General features: G+C 66.1%; 29 protein-coding genes and 2 tRNA genes. 15 read left to right on the forward strand and 16 right to left on the reverse strand.

What is annotated here, in order from left to right; genetic code table 11:
• Positions 1-110: 110 nt before the first annotated feature.
• The 8 genes from murA (at position 111) to O5K39_RS17865 (ending at position 4,710) form a co-directional block, all read left to right on the forward strand.
• The gene (murA, locus tag O5K39_RS17830; protein WP_271144942.1) at positions 111-1,415 is read left to right on the forward strand and encodes a UDP-N-acetylglucosamine 1-carboxyvinyltransferase; all 1,305 of its coding nucleotides are present in this window, start codon (positions 111-113) and stop codon (positions 1,413-1,415) included.
• Positions 1,405-1,932 (forward strand): DUF2948 family protein, encoded by a 528-nt coding sequence (locus O5K39_RS17835; RefSeq protein ID WP_271144943.1) that lies wholly within the window; start codon positions 1,405-1,407, stop codon positions 1,930-1,932. The genes murA and O5K39_RS17835 overlap by 11 nt, the downstream gene beginning before the upstream one ends.
• A complete protein-coding gene (locus tag O5K39_RS17840; protein ID WP_271144944.1) occupies positions 1,929-2,405 on the forward strand; it encodes a UPF0262 family protein in 477 nt (158 codons plus the stop codon). The genes O5K39_RS17835 and O5K39_RS17840 overlap by 4 nt, the downstream gene beginning before the upstream one ends.
• Before the next feature lie 103 nt (positions 2,406-2,508).
• Positions 2,509-2,730 carry a translation initiation factor IF-1 gene (infA, locus tag O5K39_RS17845; RefSeq protein ID WP_271144945.1) on the forward strand — a complete coding sequence of 74 codons (222 nt, stop codon included), beginning with the start codon at positions 2,509-2,511 and terminating at the stop codon, positions 2,728-2,730.
• 10 nt (positions 2,731-2,740) lie between these two features.
• Entirely contained in the window at positions 2,741-3,319 is a 579-nt protein-coding gene (locus O5K39_RS17850) for a nucleoside triphosphate pyrophosphatase (RefSeq protein ID WP_271144946.1), read from the forward strand.
• Complete coding sequence (locus O5K39_RS17855) at positions 3,319-4,365, forward strand: RNA-binding protein (protein ID WP_271144947.1); 1,047 nt, start codon at positions 3,319-3,321, stop codon at positions 4,363-4,365. Before O5K39_RS17850 ends, O5K39_RS17855 begins: the two co-directional genes overlap by 1 nt.
• Positions 4,366-4,367: 2 nt before the next feature.
• On the forward strand, positions 4,368-4,559 hold the full coding sequence (gene yacG / locus O5K39_RS17860; protein ID WP_271144948.1) for a DNA gyrase inhibitor YacG: 192 nt from the start codon (positions 4,368-4,370) through the stop codon (positions 4,557-4,559).
• A gap of 75 nt (positions 4,560-4,634) precedes the next feature.
• Positions 4,635-4,710, forward strand: a tRNA-Phe gene (locus O5K39_RS17865).
• 93 nt (positions 4,711-4,803) lie between these two features.
• Here the strand turns inward: O5K39_RS17865 and O5K39_RS17870 are convergent.
• Both O5K39_RS17870 and thiS read right to left on the reverse strand, forming a co-directional pair.
• Positions 4,804-5,586, reverse strand: coding sequence for a thiazole synthase (locus O5K39_RS17870; protein WP_271144949.1), 783 nt, complete (start codon positions 5,584-5,586; stop codon positions 4,804-4,806).
• 283 nt (positions 5,587-5,869) lie between these two features.
• Positions 5,870-6,067 carry a sulfur carrier protein ThiS gene (gene thiS, locus O5K39_RS17875; protein ID WP_271144950.1) on the reverse strand — a complete coding sequence of 66 codons (198 nt, stop codon included), beginning with the start codon at positions 6,065-6,067 and terminating at the stop codon, positions 5,870-5,872.
• Between the two features lie 104 nt (positions 6,068-6,171).
• On the opposite strand from thiS, the gene aroQ reads away from it, so the two are divergent.
• From aroQ to accC, 3 genes are read left to right on the forward strand one after another with little or no spacing between them, the layout of a single operon-like run.
• Positions 6,172-6,639 carry a type II 3-dehydroquinate dehydratase gene (gene aroQ, locus O5K39_RS17880; protein WP_271144951.1) on the forward strand — a complete coding sequence of 156 codons (468 nt, stop codon included), beginning with the start codon at positions 6,172-6,174 and terminating at the stop codon, positions 6,637-6,639.
• 19 nt (positions 6,640-6,658) lie between these two features.
• A complete protein-coding gene (gene accB, locus O5K39_RS17885) occupies positions 6,659-7,174 on the forward strand; it encodes an acetyl-CoA carboxylase biotin carboxyl carrier protein (RefSeq protein WP_271144952.1) in 516 nt (171 codons plus the stop codon).
• Between the two features lies 1 nt (position 7,175).
• On the forward strand, positions 7,176-8,525 hold the full coding sequence (accC, locus tag O5K39_RS17890) for an acetyl-CoA carboxylase biotin carboxylase subunit (RefSeq protein ID WP_271144953.1): 1,350 nt from the start codon (positions 7,176-7,178) through the stop codon (positions 8,523-8,525).
• A 72-nt stretch (positions 8,526-8,597) separates the two neighbouring features.
• Here accC and O5K39_RS17895 read toward each other — a convergent pair whose 3' ends face one another.
• Entirely contained in the window at positions 8,598-11,453 is a 2,856-nt protein-coding gene (locus tag O5K39_RS17895; protein ID WP_271144954.1) for a TonB-dependent receptor, read from the reverse strand.
• Between the two features lie 196 nt (positions 11,454-11,649).
• Between O5K39_RS17895 and O5K39_RS17900 the strand changes: the two genes are divergently transcribed.
• Entirely contained in the window at positions 11,650-13,629 is a 1,980-nt protein-coding gene (locus O5K39_RS17900) for a peptidase M61 (protein WP_271144955.1), read from the forward strand.
• A 117-nt stretch (positions 13,630-13,746) separates the two neighbouring features.
• On the opposite strand, the gene O5K39_RS17905 is transcribed toward O5K39_RS17900, so the two are convergent.
• The 5 genes from O5K39_RS17905 to O5K39_RS17925 all read right to left on the reverse strand — a co-directional run bounded on the left by O5K39_RS17905 (position 13,747) and on the right by O5K39_RS17925 (position 18,279).
• Positions 13,747-14,280 carry a hypothetical protein gene (locus O5K39_RS17905; RefSeq protein WP_271144956.1) on the reverse strand — a complete coding sequence of 178 codons (534 nt, stop codon included), beginning with the start codon at positions 14,278-14,280 and terminating at the stop codon, positions 13,747-13,749.
• 52 nt (positions 14,281-14,332) lie between these two features.
• A complete protein-coding gene (locus O5K39_RS17910) occupies positions 14,333-14,719 on the reverse strand; it encodes a hypothetical protein (RefSeq protein ID WP_271144957.1) in 387 nt (128 codons plus the stop codon).
• A 182-nt stretch (positions 14,720-14,901) separates the two neighbouring features.
• Complete coding sequence (rplL, locus tag O5K39_RS17915) at positions 14,902-15,288, reverse strand: 50S ribosomal protein L7/L12 (RefSeq protein WP_271144958.1); 387 nt, start codon at positions 15,286-15,288, stop codon at positions 14,902-14,904.
• Positions 15,289-15,354: 66 nt separating this feature from the next.
• Positions 15,355-15,870 carry a 50S ribosomal protein L10 gene (rplJ, locus tag O5K39_RS17920; protein WP_271144959.1) on the reverse strand — a complete coding sequence of 172 codons (516 nt, stop codon included), beginning with the start codon at positions 15,868-15,870 and terminating at the stop codon, positions 15,355-15,357.
• 402 nt (positions 15,871-16,272) lie between these two features.
• A complete protein-coding gene (locus O5K39_RS17925; RefSeq protein WP_271144960.1) occupies positions 16,273-18,279 on the reverse strand; it encodes a HAMP domain-containing methyl-accepting chemotaxis protein in 2,007 nt (668 codons plus the stop codon).
• Between the two features lie 353 nt (positions 18,280-18,632).
• On the opposite strand from O5K39_RS17925, the gene O5K39_RS17930 reads away from it, so the two are divergent.
• Positions 18,633-19,802: an aspartyl/asparaginyl beta-hydroxylase domain-containing protein gene (locus O5K39_RS17930; protein WP_271144961.1), complete on the forward strand. Its 1,170-nt coding sequence runs from the start codon at positions 18,633-18,635 to the stop codon at positions 19,800-19,802.
• 9 nt (positions 19,803-19,811) lie between these two features.
• Here O5K39_RS17930 and O5K39_RS17935 read toward each other — a convergent pair whose 3' ends face one another.
• Positions 19,812-20,258, reverse strand: a complete 447-nt coding sequence (locus O5K39_RS17935; RefSeq protein ID WP_271144962.1) for an NUDIX hydrolase — start codon at positions 20,256-20,258, stop codon at positions 19,812-19,814.
• Between the two features lie 103 nt (positions 20,259-20,361).
• Entirely contained in the window at positions 20,362-20,796 is a 435-nt protein-coding gene (locus tag O5K39_RS17940; protein WP_271144963.1) for a helix-turn-helix domain-containing protein, read from the reverse strand.
• A 56-nt stretch (positions 20,797-20,852) separates the two neighbouring features.
• Between O5K39_RS17940 and O5K39_RS17945 the strand changes: the two genes are divergently transcribed.
• A complete protein-coding gene (locus O5K39_RS17945; protein ID WP_271144964.1) occupies positions 20,853-21,461 on the forward strand; it encodes an NAD(P)-dependent oxidoreductase in 609 nt (202 codons plus the stop codon).
• 27 nt (positions 21,462-21,488) lie between these two features.
• Here the strand turns inward: O5K39_RS17945 and O5K39_RS17950 are convergent, their stop codons facing one another.
• From O5K39_RS17950 to O5K39_RS17975, 6 genes are all read right to left on the reverse strand, one after another.
• Positions 21,489-21,986 (reverse strand): DUF2059 domain-containing protein, encoded by a 498-nt coding sequence (locus O5K39_RS17950; RefSeq protein ID WP_271144965.1) that lies wholly within the window; start codon positions 21,984-21,986, stop codon positions 21,489-21,491.
• A gap of 210 nt (positions 21,987-22,196) precedes the next feature.
• Complete coding sequence (gene rplA, locus O5K39_RS17955; RefSeq protein WP_271144966.1) at positions 22,197-22,883, reverse strand: 50S ribosomal protein L1; 687 nt, start codon at positions 22,881-22,883, stop codon at positions 22,197-22,199.
• Positions 22,884-22,886: 3 nt separating this feature from the next.
• Positions 22,887-23,318: a 50S ribosomal protein L11 gene (gene rplK, locus O5K39_RS17960; protein WP_271144967.1), complete on the reverse strand. Its 432-nt coding sequence runs from the start codon at positions 23,316-23,318 to the stop codon at positions 22,887-22,889.
• A gap of 287 nt (positions 23,319-23,605) precedes the next feature.
• Complete coding sequence (gene nusG / locus O5K39_RS17965) at positions 23,606-24,178, reverse strand: transcription termination/antitermination protein NusG (RefSeq protein ID WP_271144968.1); 573 nt, start codon at positions 24,176-24,178, stop codon at positions 23,606-23,608.
• Between the two features lie 17 nt (positions 24,179-24,195).
• A complete protein-coding gene (gene secE, locus O5K39_RS17970; RefSeq protein WP_271144969.1) occupies positions 24,196-24,516 on the reverse strand; it encodes a preprotein translocase subunit SecE in 321 nt (106 codons plus the stop codon).
• A 71-nt stretch (positions 24,517-24,587) separates the two neighbouring features.
• Positions 24,588-24,663: transfer RNA gene (locus O5K39_RS17975), tRNA-Trp, on the reverse strand.
• A 233-nt stretch (positions 24,664-24,896) separates the two neighbouring features.
• Here O5K39_RS17975 and O5K39_RS17980 point away from each other — a divergent pair.
• Positions 24,897-25,373, forward strand: coding sequence for a copper chaperone PCu(A)C (locus O5K39_RS17980; protein ID WP_271144970.1), 477 nt, complete (start codon positions 24,897-24,899; stop codon positions 25,371-25,373).
• The last annotated feature ends 41 nt before the right edge of the window (positions 25,374-25,414 follow it).

A 25,414-nucleotide genomic window follows, 5' to 3' on the forward strand; every position in this document is an offset into this window, starting at 1 on the left:
GGGCACGGGGCCTGCGGGCCTTTCGCTGGACCCTACGGCCGCGCTAGATAGCCGACCCTTCGTCGGACCTCTGGCCCTTCCGCCCTCTGACGATCCGAATCAGGAACGACATGGACAGCATCGCGGTACAGGGCGGAACTCAGCTCTACGGGGAGATCCCGGTCAGCGGCGCCAAGAATTCGGCGATCAAGCTGATGGCCGCCACCCTGCTGACCGACCAGCCCGTGCGGCTGACCAATATGCCGCGTTTGGCCGATACGAAATTCCTCGGCCAGTTGCTGCGCCAGTTCGGGGTGACGGTGACCGAGTCCGACGGGGCGGACGGCCAGCAGACCGTGTTCGATGCCGGGTCGATTACCTCGACCTTCGCCCCCTATGACCTGGTTCGCCAGATGCGCGCCTCGTTCAATGTGCTGGGGCCGCTGCTGGCGCGCACCGGTCATGCCAAGGTCTCCCTGCCGGGCGGCTGCACCATCGGGGCCCGGCCCGTCGATCTGCACATCGACGCCCTGTCCAAGCTGGGGGCCTCCATCGAGATGGATCAGGGTTATGTCTCGGCCATGGCGCCCAAGGGCCTGCGCGGGGCCGAGATCGAGTTTCCGTTCGTCTCGGTCGGTGCCACCGAACACACATTGATGGCCGCCGTCCTGGCGCACGGCACGACGGTGCTGAGGCGGGCTGCGCGTGAGCCAGAGATCGGCGATCTGGTCCGCTGCCTGATTTCCATGGGCGCGAAGATCGAGGGGGTGGACACCGACACCCTGACCATCACCGGCGTGACGTCGCTGACCGGCACCGACTGGGCCGTCATCCCTGACCGGATCGAGATGGGGTCCTATGCCTGCGCCGTGGCCATGGCGGGCGGCGACGTGCGGCTGACGAAGGCCCGACCCGAGCTGATCGACGCCCTGACGGATCGGATGATCCAGGCCGGGGTCGAGGTCACGCCGACCGAGGACGGCGTCCGGGTCAGGCGCGACCGTTCGCAACGGCTCAAGGCCGTGGACGTTCAGACCGAGGTCTATCCCGGCTTCGCCACCGACCTGCAGGCACAGTTCATGGCCCTGATGACGACGGCGGAGGGTGTCAGCACCATCCACGAGAACATCTTCGAGAACCGCTTCATGCACGCGCCCGAGCTGGGTCGGCTGGGAGCCCAGATCGCCGTCCACGCGGGCGAGGCCAAGGTCACGGGCGTAGAGTGGCTGCGCGGGGCCCCGGTCATGGCCACCGACCTGCGCGCCTCCGTCAGCCTGGTGATCGCCGGTCTGGCGGCCGAGGGCGAGACCACCATCGGTCGGGTCTATCATCTGGATCGCGGTTTCGAGCGGCTGGAGGAGAAACTCGGTGCCTGCGGGGCCGAGATCCGCCGCATCCATGGGCCGCCGGTGGAAGGGCCCGCCGATGAGCACTGACACCGACATTCCAAGTGTGGGCGTCCAGCCCGCCGCCCCGACCGAGGCCGAGGTCGCGGCCCAGGTCGAAAGCACGAAATCCGGTGCCAACGAACCCTTGCGCCTTCTGGCCGAGGACGCCGAGGACCTGGCCATCATCTCGGCCGCGCTTCAGGACGCCATCCTGAGGCCCGCCGACATCGTTTGGGAGCGGCCCGCGCGCCGCCTGACCCTGACGCTCAGCCGCTTTTGCTGGGAATGCGGGGGTACCCGCGTCATGGCGGCCATGCAGTTCGGCGACGTCCTGGCGGTCAAGAGCCGCGGCCTGCCACGCCTGCCCGATACCCCGCTGGAACTGCTCGCCATCGACTTCGAGGAGGGCGAGGCCCCGGGCGGCAAGGTCACCCTGATGTTCGCGGGCGGCGGCGACCTGCGCGCCGAGGTCGAATGCCTGGACGCCGTGGTCGCCGACCTGTCCGACCGCTGGGAAGCGCGGGTCGCTCCCACCCACCTCGACGGCGAGGAGTCTGAGTCATGAGTGAACACCGCCTGGCCTCCATCACCCTGGACGCCGCCACTCTTCCGGCCGCGACCGCCGAGATCGAGCACGAACGCCGCGTCGCCATCTTCGACCTGGTCGAGAAGAACAGCTTCGAACCCGCCGGTTCGGACACCGGCCCCTATGCCCTGGCCCTGTCGCTCCAGGACAACCGGCTGGTCTTCGACATCGCGGGACAGGGCGCCGCCGAAGGCTTCGCCCGCACCTATGCCCTGTCGCTGACGCCGATGAAGACGGTCCTCAAGGACTATCTGCTGATCTGCGACAGCTATTACGAGGCCCTGCGCGGCTCCTCGCCCAGCCAGATCGAGGCCGTCGACATGGGCCGTCGCGGCCTGCACAACGAAGGGGCCGAACTGCTGAAACAGCGCCTCGAGGGCAAGGTCGTCGTCGATCACGAGACGGCCCGTCGGCTGTTTACGCTGGTGTGCGCCCTGTATCGGCGCGGCTGAACTCGACTTCCCCGCCATCTTCGTGCATTAGCCGCCCCTTCTTACGGCTCGCGCTTCGCCCGGCGCGGGCCCAGATTCGTATTCACGGGGCGTGAGAGGCCGCATGGCTAAGGAAGAACTGCTCGAGTTTCCCGGTACGGTGTCGGAACTGCTTCCGAACGCGACCTTTCGCGTGACCCTGGAAGAGGGCGGCCACGAGATCATCGCCCACACCGCCGGCAAGATGCGCAAGAATCGCATCCGCGTCCTGGCCGGAGACAAGGTGCTGGTCGAGATGACCCCCTATGATCTCACCAAGGGCCGCATCACCTACCGCTTCAAGTAAGGGCGCGCGCTTGTCGCGTCCTGATCTGGTGCTGGCCTCGGCCAGCCCGCGCCGCATCGAACTGCTGGCGCTGATCGGGATCACCCCCGATCGCATCGACCCCGCCGACATCGACGAGACTCCCGGGCGCGACGAAACCCCGTCGCGCCTCGCCGCCCGCCTGGCCCGGTCCAAGGCCGAGGTCGTCGCCGCCCGGTCGCCGGGTGCCGTGGTCCTGGCCGCCGACACGGTCGTCGCGGTCGGCCGCCGCCTGCTGGAAAAGCCCGCCGACGAGGCCGAGGCCATGAAATTCCTGACCCTGCTGTCCGGCCGCAACCACCGCGTCTTCACCGGCGTCGCCGTCGCAACGGCCGAGCGGACGATCCACCGCGTCGTCGATACCCGCGTCTCGTTCAAGGTCCTCTCGCCCGCCGAGATCGCGTCCTACGTCGCCGGCGGCGACTGGCGCGGCAAGGCCGGCGGCTACGGCATCCAGGGTCCGGCCGGGGCCTTCGTGACCCGCATCGTCGGGTCTTATCCCGCCGTCATGGGCCTGCCGCTGTTCGAGACCGTGAACCTGCTGGCCGGCGCGGGCTGGCGGCGTCCCTGATGTCCGAAATCGAGGTCTTCCTCGACGAACAGCCCGGCGAGACCCGGGGCATGATCGCGCGGAACGGCCACTTCGAAACCCTGCTGATTCAGCGTGAGACCGACGACCCCACCCATCGGCTCGGTGCGCGCGCCGTCGGCCGGGTGGTCGAGGCCGACCCCGGCCTGGGTGCCGCCTTCGTCGATCTGGGCGGAGAGCCTCCGATGGGCTTCCTGCCGTTTGCCAAGGCCGCGCCCTTGCGCGTCGGCCAGGCGATCGAGGTCGAGGTCACGGCCGAGCCCCACGAACGCAAGGGCCCGGCCCTGCGCCTGATCGGCCCGGCCGAAGGCGACCCGCGCCTGCTGAAGCCCGGCGCATCCGTCGCCGAGGATCTCGCCCGCCTCGCCCCCGGCGTCCCGGTCCAGACCGGCGTCGCCGCCGTCCAGGCGTCCTGGGACGCCGAGGAAGAGGCGCTGGCCGACGGGGACTTCTATGCCGAGATCGGCCTCGATCTGGCGGTCCAGCGCACCCGCGCCCTGATCGCGGTCGATATCGACTATGTCGGCCTGCCGGGTCGTGACGGACGAAAGGGCAGGACGGCTGCGAACCGGCTTGGCCTCGTCCACGCCGCCCGCCTGATCCGGCTCAAGCGCTGGGGCGGACTGGTCGCGGTCGACCTGATCGGAACGGGTCACGATGCCGCGATCGTCGCCGCCGAGGCCAGGGCCGCCTTTGGTGCCGACCCGGATGTCGCCCCGGACATCGCCTACGGACCACTGAACCGGTTCGGCGTTTTCCAGCTGGCCCTGCCGTGGCGTCGGGCCCCGCTGGAAGACGTCCTGAACGGCTGGGATGGCCGCCAGACCGCGCTGACCCGCACCCTGAGTATCGTCCGGCGGCTGCGTCACGCGATCCTGTCCGACACCACGATCCCGCGCCTGGTCATGCATTGCGCCCCGGCCGAGGCCGTCCTGGCCGCGCCCCTGGTCGCGCGTCTGGGCCCCCGTGCCGGACTGAAACCCGACCCCGGCGTTCTGCCCGGACGCAGCGACATCCACGAGGCCTGACCATGGCGACCTGTCCGATCTGCAAGCGGCATCCGGCCACCCCCGAATACCGACCCTTCTGCTCGCGCCGCTGTGCCGACGTCGATCTGGGCAAGTGGTTCAGCGGCGGATACGCCATCCCCGTCCGTGACGACGAACCCACGGACGATGCGCCGGCCGGCTCCGGATTGCATCAACGCGGCGAAGACGACTGAACGACGCTGGACACCCCGGATCGGCTCGATTATAGACCCCGCTCCCGCGACGGCCATGCCTCGCCGGATATGTGCGCCTGGGTAGCTCAGTTGGTAGAGCAGCGGATTGAAAATCCGCGTGTCGGTGGTTCGAATCCGCCCCCAGGCACCATTTCCATCCTCAACCGGACGACGCTCCCAGCCACAGCCGGGGTGCGCTTTCCCCTCCGCGCTCGGGCCCCTCTGCGCCCAGGGGTGATAGACGTCAGATCAGACCCGCCATCGGCGAGGACGGGTCGGCGTACATCCGTTTGGGCATCCGGCCCGCGAGATAGGACTGCCGGCCGGCGATGACGGCGTGCTTCATCGCCGAGGCCATCAGGATGGGATCTTTGGCCGCTGCGATGGCGGTGTTCATCAGGACGGCGTCGCAGCCCAGCTCCATGGCCACCGTGGCGTCCGAGGCCGTGCCGACGCCGGCGTCGACCAGCACAGGCACGGTCGCCTGTTCGATGATCAGGCGGATGTTGACCGGGTTCTGGATTCCCAGGCCTGAACCGATCGGGGCGGCGGCGGGCATGATGGCGGCGGCGCCGGCGTCTTCCAGACGTTTGGCCATGACCACGTCGTCGGTGCAGTAGACCATGACGTCGAAGCCGTCCTTGACCAGCATCTCCAGCGCCCGCAGCGTCTCGATCATGTCGGGATACAGGTGGGCGGTGTTGGAAAGAACCTCCAGCTTGACCAGGTCCCAGCCCCCCGCCTCGCGCGCCAGCCTCAGGGTCCGCACCGCGTCTTCGCCGGTGAAACAGCCGGCGGTGTTGGGCAGGAAGGTGAACCGGTCGGGCTTTACGTAATCGACCAGCATGGGCTGTGACGGATCGCTAAGGTTCACGCGGCGCAGGGCCACCGTCACGATCTCGGCGCCCGCGGCCTCGGCGGCGGCGGCGTTCTGGGCATAGTCGGCGTATTTGCCGGTGCCGACGATCAGGCGGCTGGAAAAGGTGCGGCCGGCGACGGTCCAGGTGTCGGAAGGAGCGGAGGTCATGGCCGTATCTAGTCCGCTGCGACGATTGATGCGAGCCAACTTGGACGATGTGTCGACGATTGCGCCTTGGATGGGCGAAAGCTAGCTTGCCGATACTCAACCCATGGTGAGCGCCGGTGAAAACCTACGATCTTGAGTACGCCAGGGGAAATCTGTCTCGTCTGGTGGATGAGGCTGCAAGTGGTGAGCCGTTCATTGTCGCCAGGGACGGCAAGCCTCTCTTGACCTTCGCCCCCTGTGATTCCCTCGAACCCGAGGGTCCGCCAGCGCCAGAGGTCTGACCTCACCCCCCGCCGACGAAGACCACCAGCTCGATCCGGTCGCCCTCGGCCAGTGCGGTCGATCCATGCAGGGATCGGGGGACGATCTCCAGATTGCGCTCGACGGCGACCTTCCTCGGGTCCAGGGACAGTTCCTCGACGAGGCCCAGGATCGTCCCGGCGGCGACGTCCAGCGTATCTCCGTTGACTTGAACGCGCATACCCTTACGTCACCCTTTCAGCACTCGACTTTGACCTTGGCCGCACGTCGGTTAAAAGGCCGCCCGATTCCAAGCGACCCCGCAAAAGGCCCGACCGGAACCCGATGCCCCAACCGGCTGTCATCTACGTCCTGAACGGCCCGAACCTCAACCTGCTGGGGACGCGGGAGCCGGACATCTATGGCCACGAGACATTGGCCGACGTCCAGACGATCTGCGAGGCGGCAGCCGATGATTTCGCGATCGTCTTCCGCCAGTCCAACCACGAGGGCGAACTGGTCGACTGGATCCAGGAGGCCCGCACCGAGGCGGCCGCACTGGTCATCAACCCGGCCGCGTACGGCCATACCTCCGTCGCCATGCTGGACGCGGTCAAGGCCCTGTCCATTCCCGTCGTCGAATGCCACCTGTCGAACCTGTTTGCCAGGGAGGCCTTTCGGCACCATTCATTCATCACCCCCGCTGCGTCCGGCCTGATCGCCGGCTTCGGCGCGGGCAGCTACGACCTGGCCGTCCGGGCCGCCGTCAAGCTGGCGCGGGAACGCCGCGTCGCGACGGACCGTTCGGTCTAACAACAAAGAGGCTCACCCCATGGCCGACGCCAAACCCCTGAAGAACGATCCCGTCGTGGAAATCGACGCCGCCCTGGTGCGCCAGCTGGCCGATATCCTGAACGACACCTCCCTGACCGAGATCGAGGTCGAGCGGGGCGAGCTGCGCATCCGCGTTGCGCGCGAGATCACCGCCGCCCCGGTAATGCAGTACGCGGCGGCCCCGGCCCACGCAGCCCCCGCCCCGGCCCCGGTCGCGGCCGCGGCCGCTGCGCCCGTGTCCATGCCGTCCGATCCCGCGACCATCGTCGCCAAGTCGGGCGAGCCGGTGAAGTCGCCCATGGTCGGCACCGTCTATTTGCAGGCCTCGCCCGAGGCCCCCGCCTTCATCAAGCCCGGCGACACGGTCAAGAAGGGCCAGACCCTGCTGATCATCGAGGCGATGAAGACCATGAACCCGATCCAGGCCCCGCGCGACGGCGTCGTGGCCGACATCCTGGTCGGCGATGCCCAGCCGGTCGAGTACGGCGAAGCCCTCGTCCTGCTCGAGTCCTGAGATGTTCACCAAGGTCCTGATCGCCAACCGTGGTGAGATCGCACTGCGCATCCACCGCGCGTGCAAGGAGATGGGCATCTCCACCGTCGCCGTTCACTCCGAGGCCGATCGCGGCGCCATGTGGGTGCGGCTGGCCGACGAAAGTGTTTGCATCGGTCCGGCGCCGGCCGCCAAATCCTATCTGAACATCCCCTCGATCATCGCGGCGGCCGAGATCACCGGGGCCCAGGCCATCCACCCCGGTTACGGCTTCCTGTCCGAGAACGCCCGTTTCGCCGAGATCGTCGAGGCCCACGGCATGACCTTCATCGGGCCCAAGCCCGAACATATCCGGGTCATGGGCGACAAGATCAGCGCCAAACAGACGGTGCTCGACGCGGGCATCCCCTGCGTCCCCGGCTCGGCCGGCGAGGTCGAGACCATCGAGGCGGCCATCGAGGCGTCCAAGACCATCGGCTTTCCCCTGATCGTCAAGGCAGCGGCGGGTGGCGGCGGGCGCGGCATGAAGGTGGCCCTGACCGCCGAGGACCTGGTCGAGGCCGTCCAGACCGCCCAGACCGAGGCCAAGTCGGCCTTCGGCAACGGCGCGGTCTATATGGAGCGCTATCTCCAGAAGCCGCGTCATATCGAGATCCAGGTCATCGCCGACAGCCACGGCAATGTCGTCCACCTGGGCGAGCGCGACTGTTCGCTGCAACGCCGCCACCAAAAGGTGCTGGAAGAGGCCCCCTCGCCCGCCCTGTCGGCCGAAGGTCGCAAGGCCATCGGCGAGACGGTCAACAAGGCCATCGCCGCCATCGGCTATCTGGGCGTCGGCACGATCGAGTTCCTGTGGGAGGACGGCGAGTTCTTCTTCATCGAGATGAACACCCGGCTTCAGGTCGAGCACCCGGTCACCGAGGCCATCACCGGCGTCGATCTGGTCCGCGAACAGATCCGCATCGCGGCCGGCCTGCCGCTGTCCTTCACCCAGGACGACATCCATTTCGAGGGCCACGCCATCGAGGTGCGGATCAACGCCGAGAACGCCGAGACCTTCACCCCCTCGCCCGGCACGATCACCGACTTCCATGCACCGGGCGGCTTGGGCGTGCGGCTGGATAGCGCGATCTTCGCCGGCTATTCGATCCCGCCCTATTACGACAGCCTGATCGGCAAGCTGATCGTCCACGGCCGCGACCGCAACGAATGCATCGCGCGGCTGAAGCGGTCGCTGAACGAGATGGTGATCGGCGGCATCGACACCACCATCCCCCTGTTCCAGAAGCTGTTGAACGAGCCCGATATCGTCACCGGCGACTATGACATCCACTGGCTCGAGAAATGGGCCAAGGCACGGGCCGGGGGCTGAACCCCGGCACAAACGAACAGGGCGGCGAGGTGAATACCCCGCCGCCCTTTTTCTTGGTCCGATGCGTCGGCGCTAGAACTTGTAGCGCACGCCCACGAACAGCTGACGTCCGGTGTGGTGATAGACGTAGGTGCTGTCCCGGGTGCCGCCGAGTTCGCCGTGATACTGACGGTTCGGCTCGTCGGTCAGGTTGATGCCTTCGATCGAGACCGAGGCCTGATCCGTCAGCTGGTACGAGGCAGAGGCGTCGATGCTGAGCGTCTCGGTCTTGCCCTGGACCGGGATGCCGCGCGAGCCGCCGTTGCTGCCCGGGACGTTCTGGTAATAGTTGTCGCGATAGGCGGCCGAGACGCGAGCGTTCAGCTTGCCGTCGTCATAGTAGAGGGTCGCGTTCCAGGCGTTCGGCGACAGGTTGACCAGATCGGCCGTGACAAAGGCCGTACAGGCCGAGGTCGTGCAGTATTCGATCTCGGACTCGACGTGGGTGTAGTTCAGCTGGGTCCCCAGGTTGGACAGGAAGCCCGGCAGGAAACGGAACGGCTGCTGGTAGCTGATTTCCCAGCCCCTCAGCGGTCCACCCGGCGTGTTGGTCGGGGTCGAATAGACATAGGACAGTGTGGGGTCGCGACCGCCGCCGGCCGGGAAGGCGACCGGGTTGAGCGCCGTCAGCTGGGCGTAGGTCAGGTTCTGCAACGTCGTCTGAACGATGCTGGAGATGTCCTTGTAGAAGTAGGCGAAGGACAACAGGGATTCCGGCGCGAAATACCATTCGACCGCAAAGTCATAGGTCTTGGCGCGGTAAGGCTCCAGGTCCACGTTGCCCAACGAGGCGCTGGGGTTCGGGGCGGTCAGGGCCGACAGGGTGAAGACGGGGATCAGGTTGGTGACTGGAGGACGGGCGATGACCTTGGCCGCTGCGAAACGCAGGATCAGGTCCGAGACCGGCTCAAGCGACACGTTGATCGACGGCAGGGTGTCGTCATATTCGTTGCTGCCGGGTGTCGCGACAGACACGCCGCCGATCGCCGAGAAGCCCAGGGACTCGACCTCGGTCTTGACCTGACGGACACCCACGTTGCCCCGGAACGGCATGGAGAAGAGTTCCGTGCTCCAGTCCGCCTGGACCCAGTAGCCCGTGTCCTTTTCGGTGACCTCGCGCCAGCTGGCCAGCGACGTCGTGCCGGTCTCGAGGCCCAGCTGGCGGAAGTCGCCGCCGGGAACACCGGTGTTGCAGCCGCAATCCCAGCGCCACAGCGCGCGCAGGGCCTCCAGGTTCGGAATGACCCAGGTCGTCGCCGAACCGGCGGGAAGATCGAGACCGCGACCAAACCCGGTCAAAAGCCCCGTCACCGAGGCCATGGAGGTCCCGGCAGGCAGGGCCGGGGCCGTGTTGTCGGCCCGCCCGAAGCCGGTGCCGGTCGAGGTGTATTCCTTGTAGCTGGCCCCGGCCTTGAGGGTCAGGATGTCGTTCACATCCCACTCGAACCCGCCCTCGGCGGTCGTATAGATGTTGGTCTGGTAGCTGGAGGCGAGACGCAGCTCGGTGCGGGGCTGCAGACCCGTGGGGCCTGTAAAGGTCCAGGCGTTGGGATCGGCGACGTTATAGCCGTAGTTGATCAGCGGCAGGTCGCGGTTGCCGCGGAAGTCCCAGCTGTAGCCGTCGGTATTCTGGCGATCGATGATCGCATTGACCTGGAGCGGGTTGGCGAACTCGGACTTGGCCCGGCCGACGGCACCCGTGAAGCGGACGTTGTCGGCGAACTCGTGTTCGACGTTCATCGTATATTGCGAGAAGGTCGTTTCCAGGACGTCGTACCGGCTCTCGGTACGGATATCCATGTCGTCGAGCACCATATAGACCAGCTCGCCGGTGTTCGGATCGGCGACGGCCGTGACGATGTCGACCTCGGGCTTGCCGCCCGCCGAGGCGTTGCGGCTCAGCGACCAGGCTTCCAGGAACTGTTCGCGACGGGTCGAGTCCAGTTTGGAATACAGGGCATCAAAGGTGAAAAGGGTGCGATCGCCGATCGGACGCGCCTGCAGCGACAGGGTACCGCCCAGCCGCTCCTGACCGTGGGTCAGCCGGCCGTAGCGCGGGATACGGGGATGGAACAGGCCAGCGGCGGCCGTCGATCCGCCCGGCAGGGCCGCCGGGTTCTGGAAGCCGTTGTCGCCGTTGGCCGGGCCCCAACGCACGGAGCTGAAGCCCTCCTCGATCGAATCCTTGTCACTGTAGGCGAGCGAGAACAGCGCCCCGATGCGGCCGTCGAACCATGTGCGAGAAATCAGGCCGGCGAAGCGCGGGCTGTATTCCTGGGACAGGTCGTTATAGCCGTACTGGGCCGAGAGCACCGTCTGGGCCGCGCCGCCGCTGTCGAACGGGCGGCTGGTGCGCAGATCGACCGTGGCACCCAGTGAGCCTTCCTCGACCTCGGCCGACGAAGTCTTGCGCACGGTGATGTTGTTGAAGAGTTCCGAGGCGAAGACGTTGAAGTCGAAGCCACGGCCGCGGTTCGTGCCGCCCGACGAATCGGTCGCGCCGGTGGTCGCCTGGGATTCGATGCCGTTGATGCGGGTGCGGGTAAAGTCGGGGCCCAGGCCGCGCACGGTGATCGAACGGCCTTCGCCGGCGTCGCGGTCGATCGAGACGCCGGGAATACGCTGGATCGATTCCGCCAGGTTGGTGTCGGGGAAGTCGGCGATGTCCTCGGCCGAGATGGCGTCGACGACACCGGCCTCACGGCGCTTGATGTTGAGGGCGTTGGCCAGCGAGGCGCGGAAGCCGGTGACCACGACCTCGTCGACGACGGCGGATTCTTCGTCCGGCTCGGGCTGGGTCTGGGCGTGGGCCGCACCGGCCCCCATCAGCAGGGCGATGGCCGAAACCGATGCCAGACGGAGTCCGGCCGTATATCTGATCTTGCGCATATGTCCCCTCCCCAGGGTGTTGCGACGGGATCGTTGCCCGCCAGAACCTTCCGGTGATACCGGTGTCATTTCCTAAGTCGCACGAAAATCCGAAGGTGGCAACATAGTGTCGCAGCAGGTTCGGCCGCAGCAGCCGCGCTTGACCCGTCAACGACGAACAGGGACGGTAAGCGGTCGTCGCAATCTGAAAGCCGCCATGTCGCGTTCCCTGCCCCTCGCCCTCGGTCTTATCGCCAGTCTCGCCGCCCTGGCGCTCGCCGGCACCGTCCACGCCCAGACCGCGGTGATCACCGATCCGGCCCGGGCGGCGCTGGCCCTGCCCGCCGCCCAGGTCGCCATCCCGCCGGTCCGGACCGACGTCGATTACGCCGGGGTGATCCGTTATCAGGCCGACGTCACCGACCTGGATCGCAGGATCGTCAGCGTTCGCCAGACGATCCCGGTCGCGAACGCCGGGCCGATGACCCTGCTCTATCCGAAATACCTGCCGGGCAACCACGCCGACACGGGGCCGATCCAGCTGATCGCCGGGCTGACGGTCACGGGCGGCGGCCAGCGGATCGAATGGGTGCGCGACACGGTCGAGCCCTATGCGTTTCACCTTGATGTGCCGGCAGGCGTCACCGAGATCGAGGTCGCCTTCCAGTGGCTGACCCAGCCCGACAACGCCGTCTGGCGCGTGACCATGACCCCGGCCATCGTCAACATGCAGTGGGAAAAGGCGATCCTGTATCCGGCCGGATACGCGTCGAACCGGATCACGGTGGCCCCATCCATCAAGCTGCCGAGCGGATGGGGCTACGGCACGGCCCTGACCACGCAGAGCTATGAGGGCGGAGTAGCGACCTTTGCGCCCGTGGACCTTTACACCCTGGTGGACAGCCCGATGTTCGCCGGGGCCAACTATCGCCGGATCGACATCGATCCGACGGGGGACAGGGTTCACCTGAACATCGTCGCCGACCGGCCCGGCAACATCGCGCCGACGGCCGAGCAGCTGGGCTTCTATGAGAACCTGGTGACCCAGGCCGACCGGCTGTTCGGTTCACGCCATTTCGACCGATACGAGTTCCTGCTGGGGCTGACGGATCAGCTGGGCGGCATCGGGCTGGAGCATCACCGGTCGTCGGAGAACACCCAGGCCCCCGACTATTTCACCGCCTGGGACAAGAGCGCCGGTTCGCGCGCGCTGCTGCCGCATGAATACACCCACTCCTGGAACGGCAAATTCATGCGGCCGGCCGATGAGCTGACCGCCAACTACAACGTCCCGACCCAGAACACCCTGCTGTGGGTCTATGAGGGCCAGACCCAGTACTGGGGCGACATCCTGTCCGCGCGGTCGGGCCTGCACTCCAAGGACGAGGCCCTGATCGGCCTGGCCGGGGTCGCGGCCTTCTATCAGAACCAGCCGGGCCGCGAGTGGCGGGCCTTGCAGGACACCAACAACCACAATCTGCTCGGCTATCGCGTGCCCGGCCTGTGGACGTCGTGGATGCGCGGCACCGGCGACTATTACCGCGAGAGCGCGCTGATCTGGCTGGATGCCGACACCCTGATCCGCGAGGGCACGGCGGACAAGAAGTCGCTCGACGATTTCGCCAAGGCCTTCTTCGGGGTCGAGGACGGCGTCTTCACCCCGCGCGGATACACGTTCGAGGACCTGGTCGCCGCCCTGAACGCGGTCTACGCCCACGACTGGGCCACCTTCCTGCGCAGCCGGCTGGACGCGGTGGGACCCGAGGCCGAGGCCCCGCTGGACGGGATCACACGGGGCGGATACCGGCTGACCTATACAGACACCCCGACCGCGCTTGAGAAGAGGGTGCAGTCGGGCTGGGCGACCGATTTCCAATACTCGCTGGGCTTCACCCTGACCGGGACCACTTTCCGGCTGGGCAATGTGTTGTGGGGCAGCCCGGCCTATGAGGCCGGCATCGGCGCGGGCTGGGACCTGATCGCGGTCAACGACACGGCGGCCTCGGCCGAGGTGTTGCGCGATGCGGTAACGGCGGCCAAGGGCGGCGAGACGCCGATCACGCTCATCCTCAAGAACGGCACGCGTTTCCGCACCGTGGCGCTGAACTATCACGGGGGCCTGCGCTATCCCCGGCTGGAGCGGGTCGAAGGCACGCCCGACCGGCTGGGCGACATCTTCGCGGCGCGACGGCGGTAGTCCTGGACACGCCGACGCACGAGACCCTGTTAGAGGCCACCCCGCCCGAGGTCCGCAAGCGGCTGGCCGCGATCCAGGCCGAAGTTGTGGGCGATAGACGTCTGAGGCACCGAGGTCTCACCGACCCTCTTCCGCCGTCTGCCCCATCATCCGCCACGGCACATTCGCACCGAAGGTTTCCATCAAGGCCATCAGCGTTTGTGTATCGTCCAAGGTGAGCCGACCAGAGTCCTTCGGATCGATCCGGACGGCTCCATCGTCATCCACTGACAACAAGTCACCTTGCCCAAAACCACAGGCCGCCTCGACGCGCCTGGAAAACGCAAGAACGCTTTCTGTCACCGGGTCAAACGGCGGAAAGCCAGCCAATCCTTTCGCCTTCAACCAATCCGCCTGCTGGGTACGGAGTCGATATTGCAGCTCAAGAATTCTGGGCGACTGTGAGACTGCGGCTTGAAATGTCTCGTCGAGATCATCCGAGGCGAAAACAAAGCGGCTTGGGAACGACAGGTACAGCTCGGCAAGACCGTCCAGATTCGCCTTCGAAAAATCTGTCGTCGAAAACGTGAGCACGTCCTCCCGGCAGAGGTCGTCTCGTTCGACATCGACCTCTTCGGGATTAACACCACATGCAATCAGCGCATCGGCCAACGGATTCTTCGGGTGAATGCCCATGATGTCAGGCGCGCCGCAGCCGATGCGCTCAGCTGATCCCCAGATCCCAGCAGACCTGAGGCTTCGGTTGGGCCCTCAGGGTGTCCATGTCGGCAGTGCATCGCGCCGTCGCCACGTCGGTCGGCTGGGTTTGCAGGTTCCAGCGCAGGTCGCGCAACTGGGTCCTCAGCGCGTCGTGGTCGGCCGGCTTGCCCTGACGTTCCTCGCACAGGACCATATCCATCTTAAGGCTGGCCAGTTCGGTGCAGGTGAGCGGCAGTCCCGCGACGATCTCTCGCGCCTTGACCGCCGTCATGGGCAGGTCGGGGCTGGGGGGTGACGGCGGGGGCGGCGGTGCGGGCGGTGCGGGTGCCTCACACCCAACAAGGACCAGAACGGCGACCAGAGCCGCACAGGATGTCAGTCGCATCGTCATGGTGATGGCTCCCTCGCCCTGCACAACATCACGCGCTGCAAGCCGAGTCGAGACACCGCTCCAACGCAAACAGGCCCGGCGATCGCTCGCCGGGCCTGCTGAAGTCTGAGCCCTCCCGAAGGAGGGACCGAGATCGTATCGCCCTCAAGCAGCCCAAGGGCCGCCAGGGCAAGCCAGAAGGCTTACTTGATTTCGATCTTGGCGCCGGCTTCTTCCAGCTTCTTCTTCACTTCTTCGGCGACTTGCTTGGAGACGTTCTCGACGACGGCGGTCGGAGCGGCTTCGACCAGGTCCTTGGCTTCCTTCAGGCCCAGGTCCGAGCGCACGCCACGGACTTCCTTGATCACGTTGATCTTCTTGTCGCCACCGTCGACGAGCATGACGGTGAACTCGGTTTGCTCTTCGGCGGCTTCAGCCGGAGCGGCGGCGCCACCACCGGCAGCGGCCATCATGGCGACCGGAGCAGCGGCGCTGACGCCCCACTTTTCTTCCAGCAGCTTGGACAGTTCGGCGGCTTCGAGGACGGTCAGCGAGGACAGGTCTTCGACGATCTTGGACAGGTCGGCCATTTCAGTAGTTCCTTCGGAGGATGGGGTTGGTTTGGATGTGTGCAGAGATGGAAGGTCGGAGGCCGCTTACGCGGCTTCCTTCGTGGCATAGGCGTTGAACACGCGCGCCAGCTGGCCGGCGGGCGCTTGAACGACGGCGGCGATCTTGGTCGCCGGGGCGTTGAGCAGGCCGAGCAGCGAGGCGCGGATCTCGTCGAGCGAGGGCAGTTTCGAGAGGGTCTCGACGCCCTTGGGATCGACGACGGTCTCGCCCATGAAGCCGCCAATGATCTTGAAGCGATCATTGGACTTGGCGAACTCGGTCGACACCTTGGCGGCGGTCGCGGGATCGGGGGCGTAGGCGATGCCCACCGGACCCTTGAACAGGCCGTGGTAGGCAGAGCCTTCCTCGACCTCGAGGGCCTTCAGCGCCAGGCGGTTCTTGACCACCTTGAATGCGCCACCGGCGGTACGCAGCCGGCCACGCAGGTCTTCCATTTCCGCAACGGTCAGACCCAGGTTGTGGGTCACGACCACGGCGCCGGCGTCGGCGAAGACGCCCTTGAGCGTCTCGATCGACTCGGCCTTTTGTGCGCGGTCCATTGCGGTCTCCAGTCTTGGGTTGCCGCCCGGGCTTATTCCCGAACGACGTCGTGGCTGTCGCGCGCCGCACGAATGCGGAACGCTGGGCCGGGTAGCGATGTCCGAAGGATGCGACTGAGGCTGTCATCCCGACATGCGGGCTTAACGGCGATCCAGTTTCGCTTCCCCATCTCCCCACGGCGTCAGAGGGCTCTCTGACATTTACGGCCTGGGTGACCCCCAGACCCCGAAGTTCTCGGACAGGTCCGCCGAGACCGAAGCCTCAGCGGGAAGGCGCGCTCTATACACGCTGTGGACCAGAAAGCAACGGGGCACGGCTCACGCAGGGCGTTCGCTCCGCCGTGCGGTGGCAACGACCGCGCTCGGTCCGCGGTGGTCGTGCGAAGGCCTCGCCTGTGAGACCTAGAACTCTTCCCACTGCTCCACCTTGGGAACCGTGTTGCCGGCCAGGACAAGGTGAGGGCGGGTCGGGCGGGGGGCGTCAGGGTTCACGCCTTGCTCGATACGTTTCAGAGCCGCGTGGACCGGATTGGGACCGCGAACAGAATCGTTGCCTGCGCCGCCGATCTGGAAGCGCTTCATGAGGGTGCCCAGGTTCAGCGACTCGCGCGTGAGATTGTGGCTTGCCGCAGTCGTCTGTTCGACCATGGCCGCATTCTGCTGGGTGACCTGGTCCATCTCGTTGATGGCGTTGTTGATCTCGCTGAGACCCGTAGCCTGCTCTTTCGAAGCCTGGGCCATCGCCTGGACCAGCCCATCGATCTGGGCGAACTGTGCGACGACGTCCGACAGGGCTTCACCCACTTTGGCGACGAGACCGACACCGCTCTTGACGCTGTCGGATGACTCAGCGACCAGCGCCTTGATCTCCCTGGCCGCTTCTGCGGACCTTTGAGCGAGGGCCCGGACTTCCTGTGCCACCACGGCGAAGCCGCGCCCGGCCTCCCCCGCCCGCGCGGCCTCGACACCCGCGTTCAGGGCCAGAAGGTTGGTCTGGAAGGCGATTTCGTCGATGACACCGATGATCTGGCCGATCTCGCGTGACGAGTTGTCGATCCGCTTCATGGCGTCCACCGCCTGGCTTGCCGCGAGACTGGTGGAGTCCACGGTCTGCCTGCCCTGGGAAACTGCGACCTGGGTATCAGCGGCGTTAGTCGCGGTCTGGCGCATCGTCGCGGTGACCTCGTCCAGAGCGGCTGCGGTCTGCTCCAGGCCGGCGGCCTGGCGCTCCGTCCGGCGCGACAGGTCGTCGGCGGCGGACGAAATCTCGTGCGCGCCGCCCTCCACGGCACTGGCACCTTCGATCACGAGGGACAGGGTTTCCTCAAGGGCACGAAGGGAGTTGTTGAAGTTGAGGCGAAGCTTCTCGAACTCGGGGGGAAAGCTGACCTCAATACGATGGCTGAGATCGCCGGAAGCCAGACCTTTCAGACCCGCGTCGAGGGCTGCCACGACGCGATCGCGACTGGCGGCTTCGGCAGCGATCTCTGCGGCGCGGCGCTCGGTTTCCGACAGATTGCGGGCATCATTCTCCTGCTGTAGCAAACGGGCGGCGCGGCGTTCCAGAACCGCTTCACGGAACACCCCGACGGAGCGGGCCATATCGCCGATTTCGTCCTGGCGACCTTGATGCGGCACATCCTTCTCATAGTCGCCGTCAGCCAGCTGACCCATGTAGGACGTCATTCTGATGATCGGCGTCACGACCTTGGCCCGAAGCATCAACAGGCCGCCAATGACGACCGCGAGCATGAACAGCGATGCTGCGGCGACGAGCGCGAAGATGATCTGTGTCGAGCGGTCGGCGACGGCGACGACGCCCTCGGCGGACTCCGTGGCCTGGCGGGACAGTTCATCGATGATCAGACGATGTGCGCTGTAGACCTCGGTGAGGGCGGCGATCGCGGCATGAATCCCGGCAGGGTCACCGGCGGCGAGCGCTGGCAGGTATTGTTGATCGACAATGCCCCAGAATTTCGTCACCTCGACATCCGAGCGATCCAGGTTGGCGCGGATTTCGGGCGATAGCTCGGTCGTCCGCCAGAAGGCATCGCGCGCCTCGTAGTCCGTGCGAAGCTGTTTCAGCGCTCTGGCCAGCGCATCGGCATTGTCTGGCTCCTCCGCACCGCGGTGGGCGACCAGCATCGACTCAACAAGATAGAGAGGCGGCGGCAGAATATCCGCGAGCAGCACATTGGCCTCGGCCTGTCGCTGTGACAGCGGACCCCCGACCCGCAACCGCAGAAGCGAGAGCACCGACGTCCCCGTCGCGAGTGTGAAGGCAAGCACCAATGCCACCGCAAAGAGCCGAAGGGCCCATGAAATTCGAATTGCCATATGTTGAAGTCTCCCCTTGGAAGGAAAAGCGTCGACGACGGTTAAAAAATCAAGAACATCGTTTTTCGGCACTCCAGATTTCTCTTTTACTTGAGATGGTTGCACGATTTCCGGCAGGTTTCAGCCTAGCGTTGCGGGCGTGTTCGGCCCTGACGCTGCAATCGATTTCGTGAATGCACTGCTTGCGAGAATCTCAGCCTCGGACTGACCGGACATATTGCCCGTCCGGACTTTGTGAAGGTCGGTCGTTGCCCGGCCCTGCCATGCCCTTCCGGGTCGGTTTCGAGACCCATGGTCACGGTCGGATCCAGTCTTGGGCCGCTATGGATTCCGAACTGGCCGAACTCCGATTGACGTAGCGGCGAAGCTTGTGGATTACAGAACCGTAATCACTGCACGGCCGCGTCGGGGGACGCCCGCTTCTCATGGTCGATCCGACATCCGGACAATCGGCGTTGCTGCGGCGCGCGGGCGAGGCTCTGGCGCGTCTGGACGCGGCCGGTGCGCTTCAACTGATCGATCAGGCCGATGCTTACGGCGTGACCCACAACGGGATCCTGAACCGGTCGGTGGCGATGCGGCTGCAGGGGGATTTCCACGGGTCGCTGGTGCAGATCGACCGCGCCTTGGCGATCCAGCCCTATGACTTCATCGCCCTGCTGGCCAAGGGGGCGTTGCTGGAGAAGATCGGCCAGAGCCGGGCGGCCATTCCCGTCTATCGGAATGCCCTGAAGATCGCCCCGCCGCGCGATCGATGCCCCCCTGCCCTGCTGGCCCAGATCGACTATGCCTCGACCCTGATCCAGCGCGAGGCCGAAAGCCTGCGGGACCATATGCGGGCCGAGGTCGAGGCCTTGAGGGCGAGCGTCGACCCCGCGATCCTGGAGAGGTTCGACGAGGGACTGGAGATCTATGCGGGACTGAAACCGGCACCGAAACAGGAGCCGCTGCTGCTCAACTACCCGCGCCTGCCGGCCATCCCCTTCTATGATCGGGCGTTGTTTCCCTGGCTGGAAACGCTGGAGGCGGCGACGCCGATGATCCAGGGCGAACTGGAGGCCCTGATCGCGGAGGGGATGGAAGGGTTCGCCCCCTATATCGCCTATCCGCCCGAGGTTCCGGTCAACCAGTGGGGCGAGCTGAACCATTCGGACAAGTGGTCGTCGCTGTTCCTCTACAAGGACGGTGAACGTCAGCAGGCCGTCTGCGACCGCTGCCCGGGGACGGCGGCCCTGCTGGACAGTCTGCCGATGGCGGACCAGCCGGGGTTCGCGCCCACGGCGGTGTTCTCGGCCCTGCAACCCCACACCCACATACCGCCGCATACGGGGTCGGCCAACGTTCGGCTGCTGTGCCACCTGCCTCTGATCCTGCCGGGGCCGGCGCGGTTCCGGGTCGGCAATACGACACGCGACTGGAAGATGGGCCAGGCCTGGGTGTTCGACGACACCATCGAGCACGAGGCGTGGAACGACGCGGATCAGCTGCGGGTCATCCTGATCTTCGACATCTGGAACCCCTTCCTGGCCGAGGGCGAGAAGGCGATGATCACGGCGATGATGCAGGCCCAGCGCAGGTTCATGACCGGCGGCTGAGACTCCGCTTCAGTCCGCCGGAGGCTGGAAGGCGACGATCAGTCGGGCCAGGTCGGGTTCGTGGACAGAGGCGGCGGCCTCGTCACGGGTCATCCAGCGCCGCTCGCGCTCAGTGGATTCCGGCCAGACTCCAAGCTGGATCAGCACCTTCAGCGGATAGACGGCGACGACGCACAACCGATCCTGTCCGTTCTTCAGCCGTTTGGCGTAGCGAAAGACGCCAACGGCCGTGGTCGTGATCGCCCCCTGAACGCCGGCCTCCTCCATCGCTTCGACGGCGGCGGCCTCGGGGTCGGTCTTTCCGGCCATCCGCCCGCCCTTGGGAATGACCCAGCGCCGCGTCTCGCGCGAGGTGATCATCAGGAATTCGACATCGCGCGCGCCGGCCCTCCAGGGCAGGGCAGCGACCTGACGCGTCTCCGACCGGCCCGAGCGCGGTGCCCCGGCGTCGGTCATCGGAAGACTGCAAGGGCGGCAGGGAACATGGAAGGGCGCTCACGCAGAGCGAACGCTCCGTCTGCGGATGATCATGCACCGTCCGCGCCCCGCTCGCCAAGGCTCAGACGGCCGATTGGCGCCGATCGAATGCGGCCTGGGCCGTCGCGACCGCCGGCATCCGCGCCTCGGCCCAGTCGATCATGGGCTGGAGCGCCTCGACCAGCGTCGCCCCCAGCGGCGTCACGGCATAGGTGACCGATACCGGAACGGCGGCCTCGACCGTGCGCGTCACCAGTCCGTCCCGCTCCATCTGGCGCAAGGTCTGGCTCAGCATCTTCTGCGACACGCCCTCGACGCGCCGTTTCAGGGCGTTGAAGCGCATCGGTCGGGCCTGCAGTGTGGTCAGCAGCAGGACCGTCCATTTGTCCGCGATCCGGTCCAGCAACAGCCGCGTCGGACAGTTCCGAGCATAGACGTCGCCACTCCAGCCCGGCTCGCCCGGCGCGGGCCAGGTTTCCTTCGGGTGACCAGATGAGGTTTCGGTGCCTTCTTGCATAACCGATTTCCATATCGCACCTGGTCACCATTGGAAACTACCATAGGAACCATCCCATGAAGATCGCAGTCCTCGGCGCCAGCGGTCGCGCCGGATCGGAAATCACCCGCGAACTGGCCGCGCGCGGTCACGCCGTCACCGCCATCGCCCGCAAGCGGGAGGCGATCCCGACTGTTGCGGGCGTCACGGTCGTTCAGGGCGACGCCTCCGATCCCGTCGCGCTCGCCGCCCTGATCAAGGGGTCGGACGTGGTCGTCAGCGCCCTGCATTTCGACATCCCCGCCGCCAGCCTGCTGTCGGCCCTGAAGTCCGCCGGCGTGCCTCGCCTGCTGGTCACCGGCGGCGCCGCCAGCCTGGAGATCGCGCCGGGCGTCCGCCTGATCCACACGCCCGAGTTCCCGGAGGAATGGAAGGTCTTCGCCCAGGGCGGCATCACCTTCCTGGATGCGCTGAAGGCCGAGACCGAGATCGACTGGACCTTCTTCTCACCGGCCGCCGTCATCGAGGAAACGCCCCGCCTCGGCCGCTTCCGGCTGGGGACCGATCAGTTGGTCGTGGACGACAAGGGCGAGAGCCGGATCGGCTTTTCCGACTATGCCATCGCCATGGCCAACGAGGTCGAACAGCATCGCTTCAGCCGACGAAGGTTCACGGCCGCTTACTGAGTCTGAGTTCCGGCACCTGCCCGCGGGTCAGTTTGACTTTCGCGACGCGGGCGCGGGGGCAGCGTTTTCGGAGCCATAGGGAGACGCAGCGATTGCTGCGTCCATTTGCGCCCGCTCCTCGGCCGTGCAGCCAAGATCCTTGCATATTGAATCCGCCATGCCCTGCATCATCTCGGGCATCATCCCCACGACTACCTCGGTAATCCTGGGCGCGGCCGCATAGTTCTTGGTCATCATCGAACGACCGATATCGCTCTCATAGAAGGCGACCAGCCCACTCAGCTCCTCCAGCGTGAAGATATCGGCGTAGATCGGTGCCATGGCGTCGAACAGCCGGGTCGACATCTGGGCCGTAGCGGCTGCCGTAGCGCGACGCAGCGCGGCTTGCTGTTCGTCGCTCAGCCCCTCGGCCGGCGGCGTGAAGGCCACGGTCATCTGTCCCAGCATCGCGCCCATCTGGTCGGACTGGATCGCAGCGATGAACCGACGCGACAGTTCGAGACGCACCGCGGCTTCGTCGCGCACTGGCTCGGCGCAGGCGCGCCATCGGCCCCACGAGCACGGCGCTCATGATCAGAAGCGCGGCTAACAGTCGATTCATGTCGTCCCCCAAATTGAGACGACGACAATCCCGCATAACGGGTGGCGGGTAAAACGAAAACGGCGGCGGAGAGTGCTCTCCGCCGCCGTTCTCTTTGGTCTACCGTGCAGTCGCGGCCGGTGAGGCCGTTCCTCTTAAGCCAGCGAGGCCGGGTCGATCTTGAAGCCCGGTCCCATGGTCGAGGACAGGGTGATGCGCTTGACGTAGGTGCCCTTGGCACCGGCCGGCTTAGCGCGTTGCAGCGCGTCCACATAGGCCTTCACGTTGGCTTCGAGGGCTTCCTGGGTGAAGGAGACCTTGCCGATGCCGCCGTGGGCGATACCGGCCTTTTCGACGCGGAACTCGACCGCGCCGCCCTTGGCGTCCTTGACCGCTTGCGCGACGTTCGGGGTCACGGTGCCGACCTTGGGGTTCGGCATCAGGCCGCGCGGGCCCAGCACCTTACCCAGACGACCGACCAGGGCCATCATGTCCGGGGACGCGATGACGCGGTCGAAGTCCATGAAGCCGCCGTTGATCTTTTCGTACAGATCCTCGGCGCCCACGATGTCGGCGCCGGCGGCCAGGGCCTCGGCGGCCTTGGCGTCCTTGGCGAAGACGGCGACGCGGACGTCACGGCCGGTGCCGGACGGCAGGTTGACCACGCCACGGACCTGCTGGTCGGCGTGACGGGGGTCGACGCCCAGGTTGACGGCGATCTCGATGGATTCGTCGAACTTGGCCTTGGCGTTGTCCTTGACCGACTTGATGGCGTCCGAGAAGGCCATCAGGGCCAGGGTGTCGCCGGTGCGGGCCTTGTGAGCCTTGGTTTGCTTGGCCATGGTTTAAGCCTCCACCACGTTCAGGCCCATGGCGCGAGCCGAGCCTTCGATGATCTTCGTCGCCGCTTCGAGGTCGTTGGCGTTGAGATCCTTCATCTTCTTTTCGGCGATCTCGCGCAGCTGGGTGCGGGTGATCTTGCCGGCGACTTCACGGCCCGGGAGCTTCGAAGCGGATTCGATGCCGGCGGCCTGCTTGATGTAGTGGGTCGCGGGCGGGGTCTTGGTGATGAAGGTGAAGCTCTTGTCCTGATAGACCGTGATGACGGTCGGCAGGGGGGTGCCCTTCACTTCCTTTTCGGTGCGCGCGTTGAACTCCTTGACGAAGCCCATGATGTTGACGCCGCGTTGACCCAGTGCGGGCCCGATCGGGGGGGAAGGCGTGGCGGAACCCGCCTTAACCTGCAGCTTGATATAGCCGAGGATCTTCTTGGCCATTGGTCTCTCCTGTGAATGACCCCGAAGCTAATCGAGGCCGGTGAGCCGTGGTCGGGCATGGCTGCCTCCCACGGATTTGCCTGCGCCCGAGGGCGAAGGAGGCGCGCGTGTAGCAGAGGCGCGTATTCGAGGCAATGCGTTCTCCCTCCCCTCGGGGGAGGGTGGTCGAAGCGCAGCGGAGACCGGGTGGGAAGGGCAAGGCGATACAGCGCTGATTTGCCGAGCGCCCCCACCCGATCGCTTCGCGATCTGCCCTGCCCCGAGGGGGAGGGAAAAACCGTAGGGCCTTAAGCCGCGGCCTTCTCGACCTGGCTGTATTCCAGATCCACAGGCGTCGGACGGCCGAAGATGGACACGGCCACGCGCAGACGTGCGTTGTCCTCGTCGACGCTTTCGACCTGGCCGTCGAAGCTGGCGAAGGGTCCGTCGATGACCTTGACGGTCTCGCCGATGTCGAAGCGTATGGTGGGCTTGGGACGTTCGACGCCCTCTTCCACGGCACCGATGATCGCCTGGACCTCACGTTCCGAGACCGGCAGGGGCTTGGTGCCGCCCGCCGCGCCCAGGAAGCCCGTGACCTTGGGGGTGTCCTTGACCAGGTGATAGGCCTCGTCGGTCATCTCCATCTTCACCAGCACATAGCCGGGGAAGAATTTGCGCTCGGAATTCACCTTGCGGCCGCGACGGATCTCGATCACGTCCTCGGTCGGCACCAGGATTTCCGAGAAATGCTGGTCCAGGCCGCGCTGCTTGGCCTGGTCGGTGATGTGCTGGGCGACCTTCTTCTCGAAGTTCGAATAGGCGTGGACGATATACCACTTGTGCCGCGGGTTGGCGGTCTTGGGCGCTGCATCGGTCATGCGCGGGTCCTTAGAAGTCAGCCGCCGATCGCCAGCACGAGGCGCGAGCCCCACGCCAGGACGAAATCGACAATCCAGAAAAACAGGGTGGCGATCGCCACCATGATGAAGACCATCACCGAGGTGATCCAGGTCTCCTTGCGGCTCGGCCAGACGATCTTGCGGCCCTCGGCGCGCACCTGGCTGAAGAACTGCGGGATCGAGGTCTTCTTCTTTGGCGGCGCAGCGGGATCGACGGTCACCGTCGTCTGGGCCGCAGGCACGGTCGCAGGGCCTCGACCGGGGCGGAAGCCGCGAACGGTGGGCTTTTGGCCGCCGGGAGTCTTGGCCTTGGCCATGGGGGTCTCTTCAAACGATTATGCCTGCCGCCCCAGATGGGAAGTCCCACCATGAGGCGACAGGGGTAAAATGGCAGGAGTTGGGGGATTCGAACCCACGACCCCCGGTTTTGGAGACCGGTGCTCTACCAGCTGAGCTAAACTCCTTCAGTCCTAAGCCGCTGAAGACTTCGACCGTTCGACCCTACTCCATTTCGGGAGTGTTTGCGATCAAGCTCCGGGGAGCCGTCGCGGGCCGCTGAACAGTTTCCGTTTTCAGGGATAGGGCGGGCCTTATGCCGAACAACGCCCCGCGTTTCAAGCGCCCATGTGGCCCGTCACGCCGCAGGGGCACCGAGGGTCATTGTTCATCGGCGTCGGGTTGGCCTATGGAAGTCGCCATGAAGATCGCAGCCCTTCCCCTGTTCGCCCTCCTGTCGCTCGCCGCCGTCGCCGGTTGCAAGGGCGGGGGCGAGGCCTCGACCAAGTCCACGATGGAAAAGGACGGCGTCAAGGCCGTCGTCGAGATCAGCGATCCCTGGTGTCGGCCGACGCCGAACGGGGCCCAGGCGGGTGCCTGTTACCTGACCATCGAATCCAATGTCGCCAATCGGGTCACCGGCGTGGCCACGCCTCTGGCCACCAACGCCATGATCCACGACATGACGATGGACGGTGGCATGATGAAGATGAGCGAGATGGCCGACGGCCTGCCGCTCACGCCGGACCAGGAGGTCAAGCTTGCCCCCGGCGGCAAGCATCTGATGCTCATGGGCCTGACCGCCCCCCTGACCGAGGGCACCGCCGTGCCCCTGACGCTGACTTTTTCGGCCACGCCCGCCATGACGGTCGAGGCCCCGGTGCGTCAGCCTGAATAGGCCGCTCGCCCGAACCGCACGCCAAGCCTGACAAACGGCGT

The sequence above is a fragment of the Brevundimonas sp. NIBR10 genome, assembly GCF_027912515.1.
In the GTDB taxonomy this organism is placed as follows: Bacteria; Pseudomonadota; Alphaproteobacteria; order Caulobacterales; family Caulobacteraceae; genus Brevundimonas.